16 protein-coding genes are annotated in these 20,141 nt (G+C 43.6%); 9 read left to right on the top strand and 7 right to left on the bottom strand.

Annotated elements, in window-relative coordinates; genetic code table 11:
* The first annotated feature begins 508 nt into the window (after nucleotides 1–508).
* Nucleotides 509–1,018: an outer membrane beta-barrel protein gene (locus EV690_RS08490; RefSeq protein ID WP_131912549.1), complete on the top strand. Its 510-nt coding sequence runs from the start codon at nucleotides 509–511 to the stop codon at nucleotides 1,016–1,018.
* Between the two features lie 56 nt (nucleotides 1,019–1,074).
* Here EV690_RS08490 and EV690_RS08485 read toward each other — a convergent pair whose 3' ends face one another.
* Complete coding sequence (locus tag EV690_RS08485; protein WP_131912548.1) at nucleotides 1,075–1,548, bottom strand: DUF3293 domain-containing protein; 474 nt, start codon at nucleotides 1,546–1,548, stop codon at nucleotides 1,075–1,077.
* 289 nt (nucleotides 1,549–1,837) lie between these two features.
* Here EV690_RS08485 and arcA point away from each other — a divergent pair, with 289 nt between their 5' ends.
* From arcA to EV690_RS08465, 4 genes are all read left to right on the top strand, one after another.
* Entirely contained in the window at nucleotides 1,838–2,554 is a 717-nt protein-coding gene (gene arcA / locus EV690_RS08480) for a two-component system response regulator ArcA (RefSeq protein ID WP_131912547.1), read from the top strand.
* Nucleotides 2,555–2,729: 175 nt separating this feature from the next.
* On the top strand, nucleotides 2,730–4,142 hold the full coding sequence (gene pykF / locus EV690_RS08475) for a pyruvate kinase PykF (RefSeq protein ID WP_131912546.1): 1,413 nt from the start codon (nucleotides 2,730–2,732) through the stop codon (nucleotides 4,140–4,142).
* A 403-nt stretch (nucleotides 4,143–4,545) separates the two neighbouring features.
* Nucleotides 4,546–6,264, top strand: a complete 1,719-nt coding sequence (gene olsF, locus EV690_RS18795; RefSeq protein ID WP_131912545.1) for a bifunctional ornithine lipid synthase OlsF — start codon at nucleotides 4,546–4,548, stop codon at nucleotides 6,262–6,264.
* A gap of 183 nt (nucleotides 6,265–6,447) precedes the next feature.
* A complete protein-coding gene (locus EV690_RS08465) occupies nucleotides 6,448–6,903 on the top strand; it encodes a methylglyoxal synthase (protein WP_131912544.1) in 456 nt (151 codons plus the stop codon).
* 139 nt (nucleotides 6,904–7,042) lie between these two features.
* Here the strand turns inward: EV690_RS08465 and EV690_RS08460 are convergent, their stop codons facing one another.
* Together EV690_RS08460 and dusA are read right to left on the bottom strand one after the other, a co-directional pair.
* A complete protein-coding gene (locus tag EV690_RS08460; protein WP_131912543.1) occupies nucleotides 7,043–7,717 on the bottom strand; it encodes a super-infection exclusion protein B in 675 nt (224 codons plus the stop codon).
* Nucleotides 7,718–7,809: 92 nt separating this feature from the next.
* Nucleotides 7,810–8,817, bottom strand: coding sequence for a tRNA dihydrouridine(20/20a) synthase DusA (dusA, locus tag EV690_RS08455; RefSeq protein ID WP_224054923.1), 1,008 nt, complete (start codon nucleotides 8,815–8,817; stop codon nucleotides 7,810–7,812).
* Nucleotides 8,818–9,334: 517 nt separating this feature from the next.
* Between dusA and putP the strand changes: the two genes are divergently transcribed.
* On the top strand, nucleotides 9,335–10,858 hold the full coding sequence (putP, locus tag EV690_RS08450; protein ID WP_224054924.1) for a sodium/proline symporter PutP: 1,524 nt from the start codon (nucleotides 9,335–9,337) through the stop codon (nucleotides 10,856–10,858).
* Nucleotides 10,859–11,416: 558 nt separating this feature from the next.
* Here putP and EV690_RS08445 read toward each other — a convergent pair.
* Nucleotides 11,417–12,022 (bottom strand): hypothetical protein, encoded by a 606-nt coding sequence (locus EV690_RS08445; RefSeq protein WP_131912541.1) that lies wholly within the window; start codon nucleotides 12,020–12,022, stop codon nucleotides 11,417–11,419.
* A gap of 257 nt (nucleotides 12,023–12,279) precedes the next feature.
* Here EV690_RS08445 and EV690_RS08440 point away from each other — a divergent pair, with 257 nt between their 5' ends.
* The 3 genes from EV690_RS08440 (at nucleotide 12,280) to EV690_RS08430 (ending at nucleotide 16,201) form a co-directional block, all read left to right on the top strand.
* Nucleotides 12,280–12,870: a TetR/AcrR family transcriptional regulator gene (locus tag EV690_RS08440; protein ID WP_131912540.1), complete on the top strand. Its 591-nt coding sequence runs from the start codon at nucleotides 12,280–12,282 to the stop codon at nucleotides 12,868–12,870.
* A 61-nt stretch (nucleotides 12,871–12,931) separates the two neighbouring features.
* Nucleotides 12,932–14,095 (top strand): iron-containing alcohol dehydrogenase, encoded by a 1,164-nt coding sequence (locus tag EV690_RS08435; RefSeq protein WP_131912539.1) that lies wholly within the window; start codon nucleotides 12,932–12,934, stop codon nucleotides 14,093–14,095.
* Nucleotides 14,096–14,311: 216 nt separating this feature from the next.
* On the top strand, nucleotides 14,312–16,201 hold the full coding sequence (locus tag EV690_RS08430; RefSeq protein WP_131912538.1) for an MFS transporter: 1,890 nt from the start codon (nucleotides 14,312–14,314) through the stop codon (nucleotides 16,199–16,201).
* Nucleotides 16,202–16,263: 62 nt separating this feature from the next.
* Here the strand turns inward: EV690_RS08430 and EV690_RS08425 are convergent, their stop codons facing one another.
* From EV690_RS08425 to EV690_RS08415, 3 genes are all read right to left on the bottom strand, one after another.
* A complete protein-coding gene (locus tag EV690_RS08425) occupies nucleotides 16,264–16,977 on the bottom strand; it encodes a TerC family protein (protein ID WP_131912706.1) in 714 nt (237 codons plus the stop codon).
* A 195-nt stretch (nucleotides 16,978–17,172) separates the two neighbouring features.
* Complete coding sequence (locus tag EV690_RS08420; protein WP_131912705.1) at nucleotides 17,173–18,657, bottom strand: UxaA family hydrolase; 1,485 nt, start codon at nucleotides 18,655–18,657, stop codon at nucleotides 17,173–17,175.
* Nucleotides 18,657–20,129: a tagaturonate reductase gene (locus EV690_RS08415; RefSeq protein ID WP_131912537.1), complete on the bottom strand. Its 1,473-nt coding sequence runs from the start codon at nucleotides 20,127–20,129 to the stop codon at nucleotides 18,657–18,659. The genes EV690_RS08420 and EV690_RS08415 overlap by 1 nt, the downstream gene beginning before the upstream one ends.
* Between the last annotated feature and the right edge of the window lie 12 nt (nucleotides 20,130–20,141).

Below are 20,141 nucleotides of genomic sequence, written 5' to 3'. Positions count from 1 at the left end.
CAGCTCCTCTATTTTTTGCCCTAAAAAAAAGGCCCGTCGTTTGACGGGCCCTGAATCACTTTAGAAGTTACAATCAGCCCGCCTCGCGCCCAACGGTAATGGTGCGAATAATAATGGTGGTAGTTGTCAGGCTGGTAATCTGTAACATTCGTAACCTCTATAATCTATAGCCCTACCTTTCATTAGTTAACATAGTTTGTCAAGAAAAAATATTATTTCAAGAATTCTCACATCATTAAAATGAATACTTAAAAATGACCTTCCCCTGACGATCCTCTTAGCAAAAACCGAAAATTTCCCGCGATATGTCTTTTATTAGCGATCACACTGATCGCCCTTTATTCTGCTGCCACTACGAATAGGAGAAAGGATTCCTGATAAAAACTTTTTTCTTTAGGCTAGAATCAGTTATTGATTCAGCATCCACAAAAATGATATAGACAGAATAATTAGTTCATAATTTATTCATCATCTTTAAAATCGGGCTCGGCTTATGAACGGATTGCGAATGGATTTGCACATCATTTCACTACTGTGCGTAGTCGTGTCTATGCCCGCATTTGCCCAAATGAGTCAGACCAGCGCGCCGAACGCTTCAACATCTCATTGGTATCTTTATACCCGCCATGACTCCGCCAATTTTGATTTTATAGCTGGCTCTAGAGATACAAGGCTTATTGGCGGCTATCAATATGCGCTACCCAATCAGCTTCACTGGTTTATCGAAACGGGGTTTAAGCCGTTAGAAGATGGACAATTAAGTGACATAGCGTCCAGGCATGGTATGAATTTAAGTACCGGACTAAGATATCAGCTCTCATCCGAAGTTGAATTATCTGGGATGTTTAATCAGCAAAACACAAGTGATGAACAGCATCACTCAACGGTTTCCATGAATTTCGAAGGCGCTTATAAGCTCAACACACAGTTAGCTTTAAAAGCACGTTATCAAGTCTACCCAGATAATACCCCGCTTAGTGAGAACAGCTTAGCATTTGATCTTAACTATAATTTTTAATCTGCCGCACCAACATTGCCGGATAGCGTCAATTATTTTGCAGGCCTTATACAGCTTCAAAATCGTTGTCTAAGGTGCAAATAGCGTCGCGGTGAACGATGCCAATATTTTTGAATAGTTCCCAAGTGACTAAACTGGGCTGAGTCAACACAACTTAGCAGCTTTACTTCAGCTCTCTTATTGACGGTGTAGATTGCCAGTTGATGAAACCGCCGCGCCAACATGAGACTTTGCAGTGGCGTTAATTGGCAGTAGAAACTCAATTCGGCATGGCTATTATCTTTTGCGGCCCCCCAAAGCGTAATAAAATGACAATGTCGATGTATCAATGCACTGGCCAACCATAAATTAAAACGATGGTTCTTATTTTTTGAATAAATATTCCCCATCGGATTTGAGGCAGTTATAATGCTTCCAGAAAAGCGCGGAACTGAAGATAAACTGACAAAATCGACCCACTGGGAGTTTGCCCACAAAGCAAAAAGTTGACGATGGGAACCATAACGTTCCTTTATGTAACTTTCTTTCATAATATGAGATTGACTTGTATCAAGAACGCGTTAAAAAATTGCAACCTGCACACACCTAAAGTTGTTATGTCTGTGTTAAGTACTTAGAATAGCATCATTACAAACGCACTTAACTTAGCTGTTTATCAGTAGGCGACTTCTTTGGCAGACTCCCTAAAGGATGGTTGAGTCACAGAGATATTTAACACCACGTCAACAATAGCCGTATAACAGCCAAAGATTAGAGGCTGGCCTAGGACTTAACCCAGCTAAACGTAAAAGTTTTTTATTTCCATTATTGAGGAAGACCATGACACCAAATATTTTGATTGTCGAGGATGAACTGGTCACACGCAATACTCTTAAGAGTATTTTTGAAGCAGAAGGGTATCATGTTCTAGAAGCAAATGACGGCTCGGAAATGAACGAACTGCTGGCGAACAACACAATTCATCTGATTATCATGGATATTAACTTGCCGGGGAAAAACGGACTACTTCTGGCGCGTGAGCTACGCGATAGAGAACAGATTGCACTCATGTTTTTAACGGGTCGTGATAATGAAGTCGATAAAATTCTTGGGCTTGAGATCGGTGCTGATGACTATATCACCAAACCGTTTAACCCTCGTGAGTTAACGATTCGTGCTCGCAACTTGCTAAACCGTACACTCAATGTACAAGGCCCGCATGATGAAAGTCATCCCGTTGAAACCTATCACTTTAACGGGTGGATCCTAGACATAAATAGTCGATCATTAGTGAGCCCTAATGGCGACAGTTACAAACTGCCTAGAAGCGAATTTAGAGCAATGCTCCACTTCGTGGAAAATCCAGGACAAATTCAAACGCGAGCGGACCTTCTCAAAAAAATGACTGGGCGTGAACTCAAACCCCATGATCGCACAGTAGATGTAACGATTCGCCGTATTCGTAAACATTTCGAGTCGGTCCCCGAAACACCAGAGATCATAGCGACCATCCACGGAGAGGGTTATCGCTTTTGTGGGGAAGTAGAACAGGAATAACAACATCCCGCTGTGATAACAGCGGGTTTTTTTTACCTGTTATAAATTTAAATTGATAGGCAATAATTATTGATCAAAATTAGGTTTGTTGTAATTTTTCTACATAATTGCCTAATCAATTCTGTATAATACTTCGAGGTTTAAGACTGAACTTCTCATCTGGAGATATTTTTCCATGAAAAAAACTAAAATCGTTTGTACTATCGGACCTAAATCCGAACCTAAAGAAAAACTCCGTGAATTAGTGGACGCGGGCATGAACGTCATGCGTTTGAACTTCTCCCATGGGGATTTCGAAGAACACGGGGGTCGAATCAAAAGCCTTCGTGAAATCATGGCTGAAACAGGTAAAACGCTGGCCATCTTATTAGATACGAAAGGTCCTGAAATCCGTACCATGAAACTTGAAGGTGGTCAGGATGTCTCTTTAACAACAGGTCAAACGTTTACCTTCACAACAGATCAAAGTGTTATCGGCAACAACGAACGTGTTGCAGTCACATACACCGGTCTAGCTCACGACCTGCGCCCAGGTAACATCGTTCTGGTTGACGATGGTTTATTGGAAATGGAAGTCACATCAGTTACTGAAGAAGAAGTAACTTGTAAAGTACTCAACAATGGTGACCTAGGTGAAAACAAAGGCGTTAACCTGCCAAATGTCAGTGTTAGCCTGCCAGCATTAGCGGAAAAAGATAAACGCGACCTCGTATTTGGTTGTGAACAAGGTGTTGACTACATTGCTGCCTCTTTCATCCGTAAAAAAGAAGACGTTTTAGCTATTCGTGAATGGCTCAAACAAAATGGCGGCGAAAGTATCCAGATTATCTCAAAAATTGAAAACCAAGAAGGTCTGGACAACTTCGATGAAATTCTAGCCGCTTCTGACGGTATCATGGTTGCTCGTGGTGACCTCGGCGTTGAAATCCCTGTTGAAGAAGTTATCTTCGCTCAGAAGATGATGATTGAAAAATGTAACCAAGCTCGCAAAGTAGTTATTACTGCAACGCAAATGCTTGATTCCATGATCAAAAATCCTCGCCCAACACGTGCCGAAGCCGGCGACGTTGCAAACGCTATCTTAGATGGTACCGATGCAGTGATGCTATCAGGCGAGTCAGCGAAAGGGAAATACCCTGCTGAAGCAGTTGGGATCATGTCAACGATCTGTCAACGTACTGATGCCGTCATGACATCACGTCTTGACCCTGCTCACGACAGCAACCACCTGCGCATTACTGAAGCTGTATGTAAAAGTGCAGTAGAAACTTCAGAAAAACTGAGTTCACCTCTGATTGTTGTTGCAACTCGCGGTGGTAAATCAGCTAAATCTATTCGTAAATACTTCCCACAGGCAAACATCTTAGCAGTTACAACAAACGAAAAAGTTGCTAAACAGTTATGTCTCTCTAAAGGTATTTTCCCCTATTTAGTTGATAAAATTGATAGCACTGATGATTTCTACCGAATCGGTAAAGAATTAGCACTTAAAACCGAAATGGCCCAAACAGGCGACATCGTAGTGATGGTATCTGGTGCCTTAGTTCCATCAGGCACAACCAACACATCTTCAGTTCACGTTCTATAATTGAAGGATGTTCCGTCCTTAAATACATTGACGGTTATTACGAAGCCAGTTTTAGGACTGGCTTTTTTATTTTCTGGCCACCATCGCATTCCCCCACTCCCCCATAGTGCTCGATAACTAAGATACTTGCCAAGATCATGCTCCCGCGAGCCTGTGCTACATTTATAGCATGAGCTTAAAGTGAGGAAGAATCGACTGTTCAAGGCATTATCTAGTATTAAATAAAGGCTACTCGTCAAGCATTGATAAAGCTGCAGATTTATCACATGTGAGTTCCTGATAACACATCAGAGACTGGTCATCGTCAGCTGAATGAGTATTTTGTCATAAAACTTCCATTATTTTGTGACCAAAATGCAATCAAAGCTTCGTAGCCTGATGCTGGAACATCAGGAGGATGGCTATGTTTTCTGTCGACAAAATCATACAGGATTATTACCCAGCAGTTCAGGAAAAACCCCGCTGCTATTCATTACTCAAATACTTTCTAAAAAAAGTTCTTTTTGAGGAAACCTTTCAACGTTTTGAACAAAAGCACCCGCAACTTAGCGGGCTGGCCTTTATTGACCAAGCCTTTAACGAGCTGGACTTTAGTTATCAGGTCTCAAGCAGTCATCGCGAACGGATCCCATCTGAAGGTCCCGTGATTATTGTCGCTAATCACCCTATTGGCTCACTGGATGGATTGGCTCTGCTGCACCTCGTCGGACAGATCAGAAGCGATGTCAAAATCATTGCCAATCAGATGTTGAGTGCCATAGCACCGATTGAATCACTCATTCTACCGGTTGATAATATGACTGGACGCAGTCGCCGTGATCAATTGGAAAAGTTACATGAACATCTGGAACAGCAAGGTGCTTTGATTGTTTTTCCCGCTGGAGAAGTCTCACGTTTGAAACACCTGCGTCAACAGGATTGTCGCTGGCAACGTGGTTTTGTCAAAATGGCAGATAAGAGCAAGGCACCGATCCTTCCGATCTGTGTCAAAGCGCGTAATAGCAGCTTATTTTATCTATGCTCAATGCTGAATAAGTCATTATCAACCATCTTACTGGTGCGAGAGATGTTCTGGCATCGAGGCCAAACGATCGATCTGGTTATTGGGGAACCGATTCCACATCATAGTTATAGTCACCCTAATATCGATCTATCTACTCGAGCACAATTATTGCGCAAACACACCTACCGAGTGGGTGCGGGGAAAAAAGGATTATTTCAAACCGAAGCGGCTATCGTCCATCCACAGCCTCGACAAAAGTTAGCTCAGGATGTCAATCAATTAATCAACCTTGGACAAACTCCCGATGGGCAATTGATCTACCTCTCTGAAAAAAACCATCCCGAAAGTTTATTGGCAGAATTAGGGCGATTACGCGAGTACTCATTTCGCACTGTTGGCGAAGGCACCGGCCAGCGCAGTGATACGGATCACTATGATGCCGAATATATGCATTTGATCTTGTGGCACCCACAAGACCAACAAATTGTTGGCGCCTATCGGCTGGTCGACAGTTTTAAAGCTATTCAGGAAAAAGGCCTTAATGCGCTTTATAGCCACAGTTTGTTTGAATATCAGCATTCCAACTGTGCGTTCCTCAAATCGGGAATTGAATTAGGAAGAAGCTTCGTTCAACCCCGCTATTGGGGCCGACGAAGTTTAGATTATTTGTGGCTAGGCATTGGTGCATTTTTAGCAAAACGCCCTCAATACCGCTATCTATTTGGTCCAGTTAGTATCAGTGCCCAACTCCCACCGCAAGCTCGCGATCTATTAGTGTATTTTTATCAGCAATATTTTGCTTCAGATTTTGTCCTCGCTCGCTCACGCAACCCGTATCTTTTAGAAAAACAGATCCGCCAGACGCTGAGCTTAAAATTTGAAGGCAATGACTATCAAAAGGATTTTGCGCTACTCAAATCAGCATTAGCCAACATGGGATGTGCCATTCCAACCTTATATAAGCAATACACCGAACTGTGTGAACCAGGTGGGGTTCAGTTTATTGATTTTAATGTTGACCCCAATTTTAAACAGTGTGTCGATGGTTTAGTGTTAGTGGATGTTGCACAACTTAAACCAAGCAAACATAAACGCTATATCGCTATCCACCAAAAATAACCCCCCTTTTTAATCACGGTGCAGCGGTTCAATCGCTGCACTCATTGAGTCAGACGAATGACGCTATCTTATTGACTATAGACATATCACAAAAATCATCATCTTCGCGGTAAGACATTACCCAAACAGTAAAGAAGCAGGTAAGATGATTTAAAATACATGACTCATCAAGCAGGTACATCAATGGAAACAATCGAGAGGACTCTCGAGTCGCAAAAAAACATTGCACTGGTTGCTCATGATAATCAAAAACCAGCGTTAATGCGCTGGTGCGCGCGAAATCAGGATACGCTTACCCAACATACACTCTATGGAACAGGAACCACTGGTTCGCTGTTAAGGAAAACTGGGCTCGATGTTAACTGCCTGTACAGTGGTCCAATGGGGGGCGATCAGCAGCTAGGTGCAATGATAGCCGAAGGCAAAATTGACGTTCTCATCTTCTTTTGGGATCCACTGGAATCCATGCCTCATGATCCAGATGTGAAAGCATTGCTACGTATCACCACCGTCTGGAATATTCCTGTAGCCATTAATGAAGCCTCTGCAGACTTTCTCATTGCCTGCGAATACTTCGGTGAGAAATTTGTCACACAGATCCCCGATTACAGTGATTATTTGATTGGACGAACCAATTAATCTGTTCGCTAGTCATCGAACGGTACACGATACTCGTGAATATAGTCAGCAGTATTATCTAAAGACATCGTTAATAAAGCAGATGATCAACCACCAGCAACTGACAAAAATACTGGTGGTTCATCGCTCTGGTCGTTGCTTAAGATGCGATCGGAGGATGCTGTTGATTGATTAATTCAGTTGGCCTTTCGCTTGTATTCGAGCCAATGGTCCGAATCCGAAAGACTTTGCCGGAGTAGGTTCGATTGGACTGATAGTCGGGTTGCAAAAATGCAGGTCGCATTTTCTTAAGCTTATCAAGCTGATCTTCTGTCAAATTACCGACAGGTAAAGAAAGCACTCGATAACTTAATAACGGCCGAGCAGCCAATGAGATCATACATTCGACACGCTCATGTTGCTCAATCATCTGCTGTGAATCGTTCATCTCCAGCACACCATTATTCAACAGATTTACAACAGCTGGTTCTGCCACCGGTAGTTTCAAAACACTGGTACGACGAATCACAAATTCGCGCAAAATAGCGCGTTCAGTATGATCAAGACAATGGATCAACGACTCCATATTGCGCCGATTCAATCGCTTCCGCCAAAATCCATCAACCACGGCCCAGCAACGGATAAACAACCGTCCGACAAAATAAGACAGACTTAGCAAAGCCCCCGCCCAAGCAATCAAAAGGTAATTAGGTGCAATACTCACAGGCCAGTATGATTGAGGGATCAGAATAAAAAACACCGCCCCACAACCAAACCAAGCCAATAACATTTCTAGAATATTTAAGCGAGCTAACGCTTGCTTTAACCAACGCATAAAAGCTCTCCCTTATATTGTCAAACCCATGACGTTACAAGCTAGAAAGCAAACTATATGCCAGATCTATTTTACTAAATTTAACCCGCCGCTTAACTAAGACCCAGTTGTTTCATGGCATCCACCAGAACTTGCACACCTGCATCAGTGTGGTGAGCATTTTCGCTGAGGTGACGGCGCCAACGCCGAGCCCCGGGGACACCTTGATATAAACCGAGCATATGACGAGTAATATGTTGCAATCGCCCCCCTTGTGCTAAATGAGCTTCAATATAAGGGATCATCTGTTCCACAACTTGTTCGCGGCTGACTGGCAATTTACCATGATCGGCAAAAATCTGACGGTCAACATCAGCCAGTAGATATGGATTTTGGTAAGCGGCACGCCCCACCATCACTCCATCAACATGTTCAAGGTGCACTAGCGCTTGTGTAAGGTTTGAGATCCCCCCATTAATGCTAATATTCAGATGCGAATAATCACGCTTCAGTTGATAAACACGCTCATAATCCAGCTCGGGAATTTCCCGATTCTCCTTGGGGCTTAAGCCTTGCAGCCACGCTTTTCGAGCATGAACAATAAAATTTTGACACTGGCTTTCAGTGGCAACAGTCTCAATAAAATCGGTAAGAAACAGATAGCTATCCTGATGATCAATACCGATTCGCGTTTTGACCGTCACCGGAATCGCAGCACTATCTTGCATCGCTTTCACACAATCGGCCACCAGCTGCGGCTCAGCCATTAAGCAGGCGCCAAACCGCCCATTTTGAACGCGATCAGATGGACAACCGACATTTAAATTAATTTCTTGATAACCACGCTGTTGGGCAATTTGAGCACATTTAGCCAAGTCTTCTGGCGAACTTCCCCCAAGCTGTAACACAACCGGCTGCTCCATCTCATTAAACAACAAATAGTCACCTTTCCCATGCAAAATAGCGCCAGTGGTGACCATTTCGGTATACAGCTGTGTTCGGCTAGTCAGTAAGCGATGGAAATAGCGACAATGACGATCGGTCCAATCGAGCATCGGGGCCACGCTAAATCTACAACTTAATGATGCATCAATATTACTGGCTAACTGACTGTCTTGCATAGATTTATCTCTACTCTGCTGTTGGCTCATTCTTAACAAATCTCAGCCATTTTTTATATAATTTAAAAATAGTTACCCACGTTACAATGGAACACGTAACGCCAGTAAATGTAGTGACACTGTTCAGCTCAAAAAAGAAATGGCATAGTATATCGCGAATCCCGAACTTTCGGAAAACGATCCGAAAGACTAGGGTTCGCTTTGGAAGGCCATGTTGGATACACCGAGTTTATCAGCAAGGGCAGGCAAACTCATCTGTGTGACTCAGTCAGCTATTCGCTCACAGGTCTTTCAGTATCAAGTTCCAGCGGTCAAGCACCAATGGACGCTCATCATATCCGAGTGTTACATCAACCGAAACATGGCTACGCACTTTCTTTTATCTCAACATTTTTGCGATACAAGGTACAGATGCGTAACTTTTCTGCAATCTGAATTTAACAATTAAAATCACTTGATGTATGGTTGAAAAGCAGACACGGCATTTATAAGACATCAAAAAGGGAGTTTTTCTATCGTGCAATTTTCTAATCCTATCTATATCACTTTCGGGATTTATTTGGTCAGCGTGTTGCTGATCGGATTCATCGCTTACTTTGCAACACGAAATTTTGGGGACTATATTCTAGGAGGACGAAGTTTAGGGAGTTTTGTAACTGCTATGTCCGCCGGCGCTTCTGACATGTCAGGCTGGCTGTTGATGGGGTTACCCGGAGCAATATATGCAGCGGGTTTGAGTGAGTCATGGATTGCGATCGGACTCGTCATCGGAGCTTATTTAAACTGGTATTTTGTCGCTGGCCGAATTCGTGCTCATACCGAGGTGAACAATGATGCGTTAACGCTACCGGAATATTTCCATCACCGCTTTGGGGCCCAGAATAAATCGATTCGAATTATCTCCGCGGCCATTATCTTGTTCTTTTTCACCATTTATTGTGCGTCCGGGATTGTCGCAGGAAGTCAGTTATTTCAGAGTTTATTCCCGGGAATGAGTTATGAGATGGCACTGGTGTTAGGCGCAGGGGCAACTATTGTTTATACGTTTATTGGTGGTTTCTTAGCTGTGAGCTGGACAGATACGATGCAAGCATCGTTGATGTTTTTTGCGCTTCTGTTGGCCCCAGTGATGGTCTACCTCAATTTAGGTGGCATGCATGAACTGCAATCAGCTATCACAGCAGCGTCAGAAGCCAGTGGTAAACACTATGGCAACTTCTTCTTTGGCACATCGGCGATTGGCATCATTAGTGCTGCCGCTTGGGGATTAGGCTATTTTGGACAACCCCACATTTTAGCTCGATTTATGGCTGCCGACTCAGTCAAATCAATGGTCAAAGCCCGTCGAATCGGTATGACCTGGATGATTCTTTGTTTGCTGGGGGCCTGTTCAGTCGGTTATTTCGGTCTAGCTTATTTCAGCGTTCATCCCGAACTGACACATGTCATGGATGTTACCGTCAATGGGAAAACGAGTATCAATAATGAACGTGTATTCATTGCGGTTAGCTCTTTATTATTTAACCCTTGGATCGCAGGCGTCGTTCTTTCTGCAATTTTAGCCGCCATTATGTCAACCTTAAGCTGCCAGTTATTGGTATGTTCAAGTGCGATCACTGAAGATTTTTACAAAGGCTTCATTCGTCCTAAAGCCTCACAAAAAGAGCTGGTTTGGTTAGGCCGATTGATGGTGTTAGTGGTGGCAATTATTGCGATAGCTATTGCCCAGAATCCGAAAAGCAGTGTGCTCAATCTAGTTTCCTATGCTTGGGCAGGTTTCGGTGCGGCATTTGGTCCCGTGGTCATTTTCTCGGTTCTATGGAAAAAAATGACATCAGCAGGTGCGTTGTCAGGCATGATAGCTGGAGCGGTTGTAGTCGTGGTTTGGAAAGCGTTACATACCGGTCTCTATGAAATTATTCCAGGCTTTATTGCTTGCTCGTTGGTCATCTGGATCGTATCGAAAATGACCCAAGCCTCTGATGAGGTTCAAGAACGTTTTGAACTCGGCTATCAGAACTTTCATCAAAGCGATGTTTAACACACCGCTTACAATCAAATTCCCTGTTTGCAACTGATATTGGCACGAAAAGACTGAGACATCCATTGCCTCAGTCTTTTTTTGTCCACACCGTCAGTTGCTCATCATCATAGATGCAGCGATGGACAGTGAGCTCCTGTTTTTTCGCTCTTAATGAAACTTTATTTTCACCGAGTCTAACGACATTTGAGCTTGCTGAACTTGAAAAACTATGCCGCAACTCAGTTTCACGCCAATAAAGTCATGCGATCTAGCCAATATTTGGGTCAATTCCACTTGCTTTATAGATTGACTATCAACAAAAGCTTCAGTGACTGACCATAGAACCGACGCCCCCTAAAAGTAAAGACGCTTCGCAAAACATGTGCTTTTCACTATATCAGGGGCACCTGATTATGACGCGGCTAACAATGGTGTGCTGAAATGGATTGAAAAAATCGCCAACATTAACCTGCAATCATTGATTGATGATTTAAACGAGTGACAAAGAGCAATAGCGCAGCTAAGTTGCGGATGGAAAAAGCCCACATTCATGAACGAAATGTGGGCTTGATACGGTTAAAACATATACTGAGTTTTAATATATACCATGTCATCACTATCGGATGAACGGTCACCACGGTAGTTAGTATTATTGTGTTTAACCCCTAGGTTAAAGGTGACATCGGGTAAAAAGTGATAACCAACTTCGCCCCCAAAAGCAGTCTGATAATTGACCTTCTCATGAGAACCCATATTGATATTGTCTTCACCATAAACTTTATAGAAAGTGCTCGGTGTTAATGGCCCAGTCACCCCAAGCTCGGTATGAAACAAATTCAGATTTTCACCCCGGATTTGCTTTAAAGCGCCGTGGTTATTCACTGAGGTATAGCCGACTTCCCCATAGCCTTGTATACCGCTATTGCCAAATGGCACATAACCACCAATATGAGCGCCCAAAGCATCAGCATGACTCGAATCATGATGACGATCTTTGTTATAGTTCGCATCGGCACCAATATAAATATTCGGCATAATTGTTTTATTAAATTCAACCGTTCCTTGGTGCTGATCGCCACTGATTCCATAGCCAACACCTAAATTATTAAACTGATCGGCGTTAGCAAACTGACTAATCAAAATTGCACTGCAAGCAGCGCAGATAAGGTTGAATTTCATCATAATAAGCCTGTTTGAAAAGAAATAATAAGTCGCTTAAGACATAGGAGGCTTAAAGTTAGCTCTACAATAGGAGCAAAGAAATAGGCAATATCCCCTATAACTCGACCAATATACTTTGGATATGCAGTTAAATCCTCTAAACTACCCCCTATCAGGTTTAGTTCAAGCCACGTAGGTTGCCTCAAGGCCAAGCAAATCGATTGGCTGAAAACCAGCACAATATAGACGACTGGTCTAATTTATGGTACATTAATATTATGAGTAAAAAAGATATTCGCCAGTATATTTTAGATACAGCTGAAGTCATTGTCAGTCAGAAAGGATTTTCGGCCGTTGGTATTAATGGACTGCTACAGGCAGCAGAGGTCCCTAAAGGGTCGTTTTACCATTACTTCGGCTCCAAAGAAGCATTTGGTGTTGCCCTTTTAGAGCATTACTTTACAAGGTATCTCCAGCAGTTTGAGCAATTAACCCAAGGCGAAAGCATATTAACTGCTGAGCAAGCGCTACTCGCGTATTGGCAGAACTGGCAAACAACTCAGAGCTATCACTCACATGCGCATCGCTGTTTAGTGGTTAAGCTAGCAGCAGAAGTGAGTGATCTCTCTGAAGCGATGCGTCAAGCATTACACTCCGGAATCGAACAAATTATCACTCGCTTAAGTGCCTTATTGGATAAGACACAGCTGATACAGCAGCATTCTACCTCGCAAGGAAGTCGGGAAGTAGCCCAGATCTTGTACCAGCTCTGGCTTGGTGCGAGTTTGCAGGTAAAAGTTTATCGTAATGACGAGCCTTTCAAACTGGCTATGTCAACGACAAAAAAATGGCTTAACATAGTCGCTTAGATGATTAACTAAGTGCACTTTTTGGCCAACTCCCTCTCCGTTCAACAAAAAGGTTTGGAACATGAATAACTTTGATTTTTATAATCCAACTCGAATCGTATTTGGTGACAAGACCATTGCAAAACTCGATGAGTTGCTTGCCAAAGACGCTAAAGTTTTGTTGCTTTATGGTGGACAAAGTGCCAAAAAAACTGGGACCTTAGACGAAGTCAAAGCCGCATTAGGACAACGCCAAGTTGCTGAATTTGGAGGTATTGAACCCAATCCAACATACGAAACATTGATCAAAGCTGTCGAAATGATTAAAGCACAAAGTTTCGACTTTCTATTAGCTGTTGGTGGTGGTTCAGTTATCGACGGCACGAAATTTATTGCCGCAGCCGCATGCTTTGATGACGAGAAAGATCCATGGTCCATTTTGGAAAATTATGGGACGAACATTACCCAAGCATTACCCTTTGGTAGCGTACTAACCTTACCCGCAACAGGTTCAGAAATGAACAATGGTGGTGTTGTCACCCATAAAGGCAAACATGCGAAACTGCCATTTCGCAGTCCATTAGTCTATCCTCAATTTTCAATTCTGGATCCGACAAAAACCTATACACTTCCAGAACGGCAAATTGCCAATGGTGTTGTCGATGCCTTTGTCCACACTGTTGAGCAGTATTTGACCTATCCAGTCGAAGGGATGATCCAAGACCGTTTTGCCGAAGGTATTTTACAAACACTGATCGAAGTAGGTCCTAAAGCATTAGCAGAACCTAATAATTATGATGTTCGTGCCAATCTAATGTGGTCGGCAACCATGGCGCTCAACGGACTCATTGGCGCAGGCGTACCACAAGACTGGGCCACTCATATGGTTGGTCATGAGCTCACCGCAATGCATGGTATTGATCATGCCCGCACACTCGCGATTGTGTTACCCGGCATGCTACAAATCCGTAAAGAGAGCAAAGCCGCGAAACTCAAACAGTATGCACAGCGTGTTTGGCATATCACTGAAGGTAGTGATGACGAAATGATCGATCAAGCGATTGCTAAAACCGAAGAGTTCTTCCAGCAAATGGGGATTGGCACTCGCTTGAGTGACTATGATCTGGATGAAGCAACAATTGAACCACTAACCGAGCAACTCAAAGCACACGGTATGGTTGCTTTAGGTGAAAATAATGATGTCACACCAGAAATTAGTGCAAATGTCTTAAAACTACGCATTTAGTTAAACCAAGCCCTGCCTCTAAGGCAGGGCCTTTACAATCAACACTCTATTCCCGCCATTGATCTATTTTTATCAAAAACCCCTTCTTTACATCGAACGATTGCACTAACTTGGTGGATTAACGTGTTTAATCGGTTGAAAAAGTATTAACAAGCTAGCTACACTAAGAACTGTTGTTAATTCAGACAACATCGGCTCGTTATATAAGGATGGATTGTGGTTGTCACGCTTATCCCATTAATTTCGCTATTTGTCAGTTGTTTTATCACTATGATGGGATTTGGCCTGATCGGCCTTGTTCTTCCCGTGCGAATGGGATGGGCAGGACTGGACACGAGTACCATCGGTTTAGTCCTAGCCATGTATGCTGTCGGGATGCTAATTGGTGGCATTTATAGCCGAAAGCTTATCGCCCGTGTGGGCCATATCCGAATGTTTGCCGCTTGCGCTTCATTAGGAGCCATTAGTGTTCTAGCCTTTTCTTTAACTGATAATACTTGGATGTGGGCGCTGTTTCGAACCATCCTTGGATTTTGTAGTGCCTGTACATTTGCTGCCATTGACGGTTGGCTCAGCGATGAAGCCAGCGACACTAACCGTGGTAAAATTTTAGCCATCAGCCAGATCACGGTGATGTCAGCGATGTTTGTCAGCCAGTTTATGATTAATCTGGCACCGATTAATACCCCGACCTTATTTGTCATCAGTGGCATCTTATTTTGTTCTGGATTAATTCCATTGGTCATGAGCCGCCGTAAAGGCCCAGAAGTTCATGAAACCACGAGCATGTCAGTGATCACATTATTTACAAAATCCCCGCTTGGCGTCATCAGCTGTTTTTCCAGTGGCCTGCTCTACGGTGCATTGATGAATATGCTGCCACTGTTTGCATCGCATCAACAAATTACGGGTTTTATGCTGTCGTTATTTATGGCAGCAGCCGTAATGGGGTCGTTTGTTTTACAGTTTCCGATCGGAATTCTATCAGATCGTTTTGACCGTCGAACCGTGTTATTTTTTCTGCTCATACTCAATATGGTCTCGACCATTTTTATCCCAATCGCCGCGCAATATAAGCTAGAAACGGTCATGATGGTTACAACGGGGATTGCCAATGGCATTTTCACCTGTCTTTATCCATTGAGTATTTCGGAAACCTTTGACCGCGTTCAAAAATCAGATATGGCGGCGGCGATGGGTGGATTATTAATTGTTTACGCATTGGGTAATATTGTCGGGCCACTGGGTGCTTCTTATGTCATGCAACATTTTGGGGATGTCTCGCTGTTCGGTTTTCTAATATTCACGCAATTAGCACTGCTAGGGTTTGTGATCTATCGAATGCGCGCTCGTGAGGCACTGCCGATCCATGTCCAGGAAAGCTTTGTCATGCATACCGAAGCGGGTTCAGCGCTCTATGATCTTGACCCACGTATTCCACAAGATGACTCACAAACACCTGATAATTTAGAAACTCAGGTTGCCGCAACCATTGCCGAACAAAGTCCTGCGGCAGCTGTTCGAATGGCGATTGAAATTGCCCAAACGGCCCCTGAAAAAGCAGCCGAACTCTGTACCCGATTGGCACAAATAGATGATATCGAAGTGGGTCGCTTATATAGCGCTATCGTCCAAGCCGCACCAGAACTTAGCCAGGATATTGCCGATGCTCTGGCCAGCAATGCCCCAGAACAAACCGCTGAGTTAGTCGCTTGGCTCAGTGATCATCGACCAGACAAACTTCAAGATATTGTGCTAGCCATTGCGAATCAGTATCCACAAGAAGATGATGAGCCAATCGATGATGAGCTTGAATTCCCAGAACCGGACGAAGAACTTGAAGAAGAGCCAATGCGTCCAGCCGATCTTGAAGCTTATCAGGAATCAGCTGCTGAGCTAGTCGCCCATTATGTGGAAAATCATCCTAAAGATGCGGTTAAAATTGCCGCTGCAGTGGTTGAAAATGTCCCAGAAGCCGCCTCGGATATCGTAGAAATATTGCATGATGCTGAACAGATTGATAATCAGGAATTAACCTCTGATATTCAGCAACACCAAGCAGAAAATGATTCCTCAGAATCAGAAGTAGATAAAACACACCACTAACAAACCTCATAAATAAAAACTGCGCTTAAAAGCGCAGTTTTTCAATGGTGCCTGACGGTCGGCTAATTTTGCTGGCGATGTTTAAACAATAAATTGAGGATTTCCACACTAATGGAAAAGAACATCGCAAAATAGATGTACCCTTTAGGCACGTCAATATGAACGCCCTCTAAAATCAGAGTAAAACCAACTAACAGCAAAAATGCCAAGGCCAAAATTTTGACTGAGGTATATTTTTCTAAAAAATCGCCAATCGATTTAGCTGCCAACATCATCATAAAGACAGCAATCACAATGGCCGCCATCATGATAAATAGGTGGGGTGAGAGTCCAACTGCGGTGATAACTGAATCCAAACTAAAGACAATATCCAGTAACATAATCTGAATAATCGCCATTAAAAATGAAGTGGCACCGCGAGGTTCACTCTCCTCTTCCCCTTCGATCGTTTCATAAATTTCGGTGGTCGCTTTCCACAACAAAAATAAACCACCAAATAACATCAGCAAGTCACGAGCAGAGACCCCATTTCCAGCAATAAAGAACAGCGGATGTAACAGATGGCTGACCCATGCTACCAGAGACAATAAAAGCAACCGCATACACATGGCCGCTAACAAACCAACTTGCCGGGCCTTGCCTCGTTGGCGTTCAGGAAGTTTAGCAACAACCAGCGTTAAGAACACAATGTTATCCATGCCAAGTATAATTTCTAACAATGTTAACGTTCCCAACGCTAACCAGGCATTCGGATCAACAATCCAACTGAACATAATAAACTGCCGCATAAATCAATAGCGGGCCATTATAGCCACTTCGGACCATGATCAACAAGGCGCCTTTAGTTATCATTTTCTAACTAAAGAGAATAGTTAGATCACGCCTTGCCCATAACAAGAGGATATAAAAAGGCACCCTTGCGGATGCCTTAAGAGAGTAAACCCAATTTTTCAACCGATAAGTGATATAACTTACAATGTCACCCCTAATTTAAAAATAGCCAATTCTTTAAACTCGTTCACTTCGTTACGCGTCGGCTGACCATTGACTAAAGTCACCAATTTATCGATAAACTGAGTCAATAACTCATCCATCGTTACCCCTTCTAACAGCGCCCCGGCATTAAAGTCAATCCAATGCGGTTTACGATTTGCCAGATCGGTATTGGTCGCAATTTTCATGGTTGGAACAGGTCCGCCGTATGGCGTTCCCCGGCCGGTAGTAAAGAGCACCATATGGCACCCGGCTGCCGCCAAAGCACTGGTTGCAACCGCATCATTCCCTGGCGCACTGAGTAAGTTCAGACCATGTTGAGTTAAGCGTTCCCCATAGTGAAGTACATCGATGACCTGACTCTGGCCTGACTTTTGAGTACAGCCTAGCGATTTATCTTCAAGAGTTGAAATCCCACCCGCTTTATTTCCTGGCGATGGATTCTCATAAATCGGCTGTTTGTGTTCAATAAAATAACTTTTAAAGTCATTGATCATAGCAACTAGTTTTTCAAACGTTTCTTGATCTTTACAGCGAGACATCAAAAGACGTTCAGCCCCAAACATCTCTGGAACTTCAGTTAAAACGGTGGTTCCGCCATTGCTAATGAGGTAATCAGAAAAAGCGCCCAATAGCGGGTTGGCGGTAATGCCAGAGAAACCATCACTGCCGCCACATTCAAGACCAAAACGTAACTCGCTGAGGTGACCAGCCTGACGTTCATCCTGCTTCATCAGTGCTAACAGTTCTTTAAGCTGATTCACGCCATACTCAACTTCATCAAGCTGATCCTGGCAAATCATAAAACGAACACGGTCACCATGGTCACCCAGCGTTTCTTTAAAGACATCGATCTGATTGTTTTCACAGCCCAAACCGACCACTAATACCCCACCGGCATTCGGGTGTTTCACCATATCCTGTAAAATAGTTCGGGTTGTGAGATGATCGTTACCCAACTGAGAGCAGCCGTAAGTATGTTCAAGCAGGTGCACACCGTCGATAGCCGAGAGATCTTCCTCTTTTTCCAACCGCTTAATCATCTGTTTAGCCATGCCGTTAACACAGCCAACCGTGGGAACAATCCACAATTCGTTACGCACACCGACTTGTCCATCAGGGCGACGATAAAGTATAACATCACGATCAGCCATCGGTGCTTTCAATGAAACATTAATCGGTTCATAGTCATAACGATCCAAGTCGCTCAGATTCGTTTTCACATTATGAGCATGCAGATGTTCACCAGCGCCAACTTCTGTTAATGTATGGCCGATTGCCTGACCATATTTAATCACTTGCGCATTTTCAGCTAACGCATGCAGCGCAATTTTATGGCCTCTGGGAACATCATCGCCCAGCGTGATTTGTTGCCCTTGATGGTGGATGACATCACCAGCTTTGAGCTCTTGCAGCGCAACCAGAACATTGTCACGCGGATGGATTTGGATGACAGATTGCATCATGCGCCCCTTAAAGCAGCAGTCAGTGCTTCACGAACACCTTTTTCAACAATCTGCTGCAAAGATTCAGTCACCTGTTCAGCAAGCCCCGGAACGAGCGTTAAATCTTGTTCCCAATGGCCTGAATCGCTTAACACAGCGCTCACCAGAGCGGCGTATGATAACTCGCCCATTTGCATTTTCTCCCAACTGTCGGAGAAAAACGTCAACCATTTTTCATCATCTTTAAGGGGCGTGGGTTGACCATGACGTTCCCCGCGATAAAACGCCAATAACGCAGCCAGAGCAAATGTTAAACATTTAGGCAGCTGCTGGTGCTGCTTTTGAAAACGTAACAGCTGAGGCAGAATCCGGGTACGATATTTCGTCATGCTGTTGAGTGAAATCGACAATAGCTGATGTTTAATAAACGGGTTTTTAAAACGAGACAAAACATCATTTGCAAATGATTCCAACTCATCTTTTGGCAGGTTCAGTGTGGGAATGATTTCATCAAAAATAGCACGATGCACAAATGCATGAAGCTGTTCATCAGCCATGGAATCCCCCACCGTATCGAGCCCAGCAAGATACGCAACCGGAACCATTGCCGTGTGAGCCCCATTTAAGATAGCCACTTTGCGGTCTTTGTATGGCTGGATATTATCAACAATCTTGATATTTAATTTTTGGTTATCGCTCAGCTCATGCAAGCACAGACTTTGAGCTAATGATTGTGGACCTTCAATCACGAACAAATAGAAGTATTCAGCCGTATCAATAAACTGGTCTTGATAACCAAATTCTTGTTCAAGGGCCGCCTGTTCATCCCCCGGAAAACCGGTCACAATTCGATCCACCAGCGTTGAACAGAAGGTATTATCATGCTCCAACCAATGAATGAACGCCTGTGGCAATCCCCACTCTTTGGCATAGCGCTCAACGAGCGCCTTCAGCTGATCACCGTTGTGCTCAATCAGTTCACAAGGCAGTAGAATGAACCCCTTATCTTTCGCACCATTAAAATGCTTAAAACGTTCAAACAGTAAACGCGTCAATTTAGCCGGATAACTGATCGGGGGGGTATCGCTGAATTTATCGCCGGCATGGTAATTAATGCCGGCTTCAGTCGTGTTAGAAAACAAAAACTTAATATTTTCATCGCATGCCAGCGACAGCACTTCATCAAACTGCTGATAACAGCTCAATTCGCGATTAACACTGCGAATAATACGAGGCATACGAACGGGCTTCCCAGCTTCGTTTAACCCTCGAATCAGTGTCGTATACAGTCCATCTTGCTCATTCAGGCTGGGTGGGAAATGACTATCAAGCGGCCGAATAATAACCACCCCCCCATTGAATGAGGTGTGTTCATTGAGTTTATCAATCTGCCAATCAACAAAGGCCCGTAAAAAATTCCCTTCGCCAAATTGAATCACTTTGTCAGGATAACTCGCGCCTGGAAAGTCTTTGCGATTTAATCGTTTCATATATTGTTTACC

The organism is Celerinatantimonas diazotrophica (assembly GCF_004339545.1).
Taxonomy (GTDB): domain Bacteria; phylum Pseudomonadota; class Gammaproteobacteria; order Enterobacterales; family Celerinatantimonadaceae; genus Celerinatantimonas; species Celerinatantimonas diazotrophica.
This window is presented reverse-complemented; position numbering and strand designations above follow the sequence as displayed.